Source organism: uncultured Nostoc sp. (assembly GCF_964245575.1).
GTDB lineage: Bacteria > Cyanobacteriota > Cyanobacteriia > Cyanobacteriales > Nostocaceae > Nostoc.
Genome location: NZ_CAXTNP010000503.1, coordinates 1 through 2,880 on the forward strand (window position 1 = coordinate 1; position 2,880 = coordinate 2,880).

Annotated in this window: 4 protein-coding genes; 2 read left to right on the plus strand and 2 right to left on the minus strand. The window is 38.3% G+C overall.

Annotated features, from left to right (window positions below):
- The first annotated feature begins 204 nt into the window (after positions 1-204).
- Entirely contained in the window at positions 205-621 is a 417-nt protein-coding gene (locus ACFFAP_RS37670) for a response regulator transcription factor (protein WP_196528032.1), read from the plus strand.
- Positions 622-750: 129 nt separating this feature from the next.
- Here the strand turns inward: ACFFAP_RS37670 and ACFFAP_RS37675 are convergent, their stop codons facing one another.
- A complete protein-coding gene (locus tag ACFFAP_RS37675; RefSeq protein ID WP_181984929.1) occupies positions 751-924 on the minus strand; it encodes a hypothetical protein in 174 nt (57 codons plus the stop codon).
- Positions 925-1,469: 545 nt separating this feature from the next.
- Between ACFFAP_RS37675 and ACFFAP_RS37680 the strand changes: the two genes are divergently transcribed.
- Positions 1,470-2,039, plus strand: a complete 570-nt coding sequence (locus ACFFAP_RS37680) for a DUF2854 domain-containing protein (protein ID WP_375515981.1) — start codon at positions 1,470-1,472, stop codon at positions 2,037-2,039.
- A 364-nt stretch (positions 2,040-2,403) separates the two neighbouring features.
- On the opposite strand, the gene ACFFAP_RS37685 is transcribed toward ACFFAP_RS37680, so the two are convergent.
- The gene (locus tag ACFFAP_RS37685; RefSeq protein WP_375515982.1) at positions 2,404-2,664 is read right to left on the minus strand and encodes a chlororespiratory reduction protein 7; all 261 of its coding nucleotides are present in this window, start codon (positions 2,662-2,664) and stop codon (positions 2,404-2,406) included.
- Positions 2,665-2,880: the final 216 nt, after the last annotated feature.

Genomic DNA, 2,880 nt, shown 5'->3' on the forward strand with positions numbered 1-2,880 from the left:
ATTTTATGTTCGCGCATAATAACCACGAACAACTCTTTTTTGTCCAAAGTCCAATATGTTTAGAAAACTTGACTTTTTGAAAAGTTATCTAAGTTGTTTGTCATGGGTTCACACAAGTTATTCAACCATAGGATAGAGTTAGTGCTGGCATTTGTTCCCATAAACTAGAGAAGTTGTTCTGAAATAATTTCGTCTTTCTCCTCAATGTTAATGTTATCCTGTGAGCTTTCTACCTTGCGTGTTCTAGTAGTTGATGACCACGAACTGACTCGTTTAACCTTACAATTAGTTTTTTCTTGCCAGGAAAATATTCAAGTAGTAGGTTTAGCTAGTAATGGTGAAGAAGCTATAGAAATGGTTAAACGTTGCCATCCTGACGTAATTGTTCTAGATTTACAGATGCCAGTCATGGATGGCTGGAGTGCGTCTAGTCACATAAAAGCTATATCTCCGAACACCCAGATCCTTGCTTACTCCTCAGTGGAAGACGTAAATTTTCAGGGGACAAAGGCAATGTCTAGCTTTGATAACGTTTGCAAGAAAGATGTACCTACAAGCGAACTTATTGCCTTAGTTAGGCAGTTAGGTCAGCGTGCAGGAGATGGTTCAGTTGCAGGATAAATGATACAGCTATCTTGCTTCACCAACTCACACTTAGTTCAATTCTGGAGATTTGAGGACATGATATTACTGAGGAGCGTCGGTATAACCTGAAGTTCACGGTTAAACCGACGCAATTTTTGATAATTTCTACTCTACCGGAATGGTGCGTCTAAATTCATCAATTAATTCATCCAGTTCTTCCAAAGCCTGATTTACGTCAACTCTCAAAGTTCCCAAATTTGGTTGCTCCAGTAGACCTAACAGGTACTCGCGTTTGCTTTGAACTGCGACAATTCGTTCTTTTATAGTCTGTAAATCCATTATTTTTTTCCTATCTTTAACTACCTTTAAATTTTAAGTTAACTCAAAATCCAACATTCTGGGGCACTATACGCCCTTACGATGCTTGGCGAGGGGTTAAGCAGTAGCTCCCTTTTGACCCAAGAATAGTAAACTCAGCGAGTTTCGTGAGGAACTCGCTGAGTTTACTAGTGTCAATAGTCTACTACACGAACTTTGTGACTTAGAAATCCATGTCCTTGCGTCTACGGAAATTTTTATAAGTAGTCAGACAGAATTAATTACACAATGTCATTGCGAGCGAAGCAGAATGAAGCAATCCCAGCCGCAAGCGAATTGCTTCTCTACCAGACGCACTCGCGTTCGCTCCCAATGACTATAAATATTTTTGTCCGTCTACTTATAAGGAAGGTAGAACCTCTTGGCTTCTTAGCGTGTCAGTCTTAACCTAGCAATTTTGAGTTGGTTGAATACTACTGTCTAGGAACGATGTTCTTCCCTAATTTGTTACTCATAGCCGATGATAATAAAACTGAGGTATTCAGAATTTATATTAATTTAAGCTCATGCTACGCCAAATCTCTTTGGGAACACTCGGTTTAACCATCGGCAGCATCTTAACCATCATGGGTTTCGTCGCCTATGGTGCTGATAATGCCACATTAAATCTTGTCGGATTTTTTTACGGGATTCCTCTATTGTTGGGAGGATTGGCGCTGAAAGCTAATGAACTCAAGCCAGTACCCTTTACCCAAACTACGTCACCGTCAGCATTGATATTGCGAGAACAGCAAGCAACTGATACTCAAAATAAAATTCGCAAAGACATCACCCGATATTGTTACGGTCAAGATGCTCATCTAGATACAACACTTTCTTTTCTGGGTTTGAGTCCCTCAGACCAGGAACGACCAACAGTAACAGGCTTGCGAGAAACAGAAGTTAATGGCAGCTATGCCCTAATTTTAGAATTTGATTCACCGCTAATACCAATTGATGTCTGGCAAAAAAAGCAGGAAAAAATGACCAACTATTTTGGGCCTGGATTGGAGGTTGAAATAACGCAGCCATCTGAAAATACAATTGAGCTAGCACTGATCAATACTCAAAAAGAGTCATTAGTCAGTAGTCAATAGTCAAGAACAAAAATTCTCCTTACCCAAACTCGATTCTTTTATGTAGCTAATCCTGAATCAAACGCGCACATCCCCGACTTACTAAAGAAGTTGGGGATCTACCACGACGGTTCAGAGAAGCAGGGGGAGCAGGGGGAGCAGGGGAGGAAAGAGGGTATTGCTGAGTAATTCTTCTCTCACCCTGCTTCCAATACTGCGTAGGTTAAGCCTAAAAAATAACTCCAATGTAGATTGGGTTGAGCAACAAAACCCAACATTTTCAGGACTTTGTTGGTTTTCACTCTGTCCAACTCAACTGACAAATCTACTGTCTGTTATGCTACTTCTTAATTGACTTTTTTCTTCTTAATCGCTAATCAAATAGTTACTTTTCTAAACGAACTGCATACCACTGCAAATATTGCCCAGGAGCAATATCTAATTCGCAAGTGGTGTCAAGTAAATATTGTGCTTGAGCTTCCGCAGTATTAAACTTTTGCAAGTCAGGCGGCAAATCTTGAATTATGAGTTGTTGGAGAGTTGTTTTGAGCTTTTCTAATAACTCTGATTGTGTCAGAAATTGTTCTGGTTGATTTGTTTCTAGAACAACAAAGTGATCTTGCTGATACATTAATGAGTCTGGCATTTTGAAGATTTAGTGAGTGGAAATAGGGTTTGATTTTTGGATTAGAGAAAAATGGCAGTTTTATATTTTAATTATGAATTAATTGTTAAATTCAATTATTTAATAACTCTTAATTTAGCATATTTAAAATTTATAAAATATTAGCTATGAAGTCGGTTCAGTTTAGAATAAATAACTATAAGTTTTTTATTTAGCTAAAATATATCGGAATTACAT

Excerpts from the sequence above, each read along its gene's own strand:
- ACFFAP_RS37670 (WP_196528032.1), top strand. The coding sequence starts at position 205 with ATGTTAATGTTATCCTGTGAGCTTTCTACCTTGCGTGTTCTAGTAGTT.
- ACFFAP_RS37675 (WP_181984929.1), bottom strand. The coding sequence starts at position 924 with ATGGATTTACAGACTATAAAAGAACGAATTGTCGCAGTTCAAAGCAAA.
- ACFFAP_RS37680 (WP_375515981.1), top strand. The coding sequence starts at position 1,470 with ATGCTACGCCAAATCTCTTTGGGAACACTCGGTTTAACCATCGGCAGC.
- ACFFAP_RS37685 (WP_375515982.1), bottom strand. The coding sequence starts at position 2,664 with ATGCCAGACTCATTAATGTATCAGCAAGATCACTTTGTTGTTCTAGAA.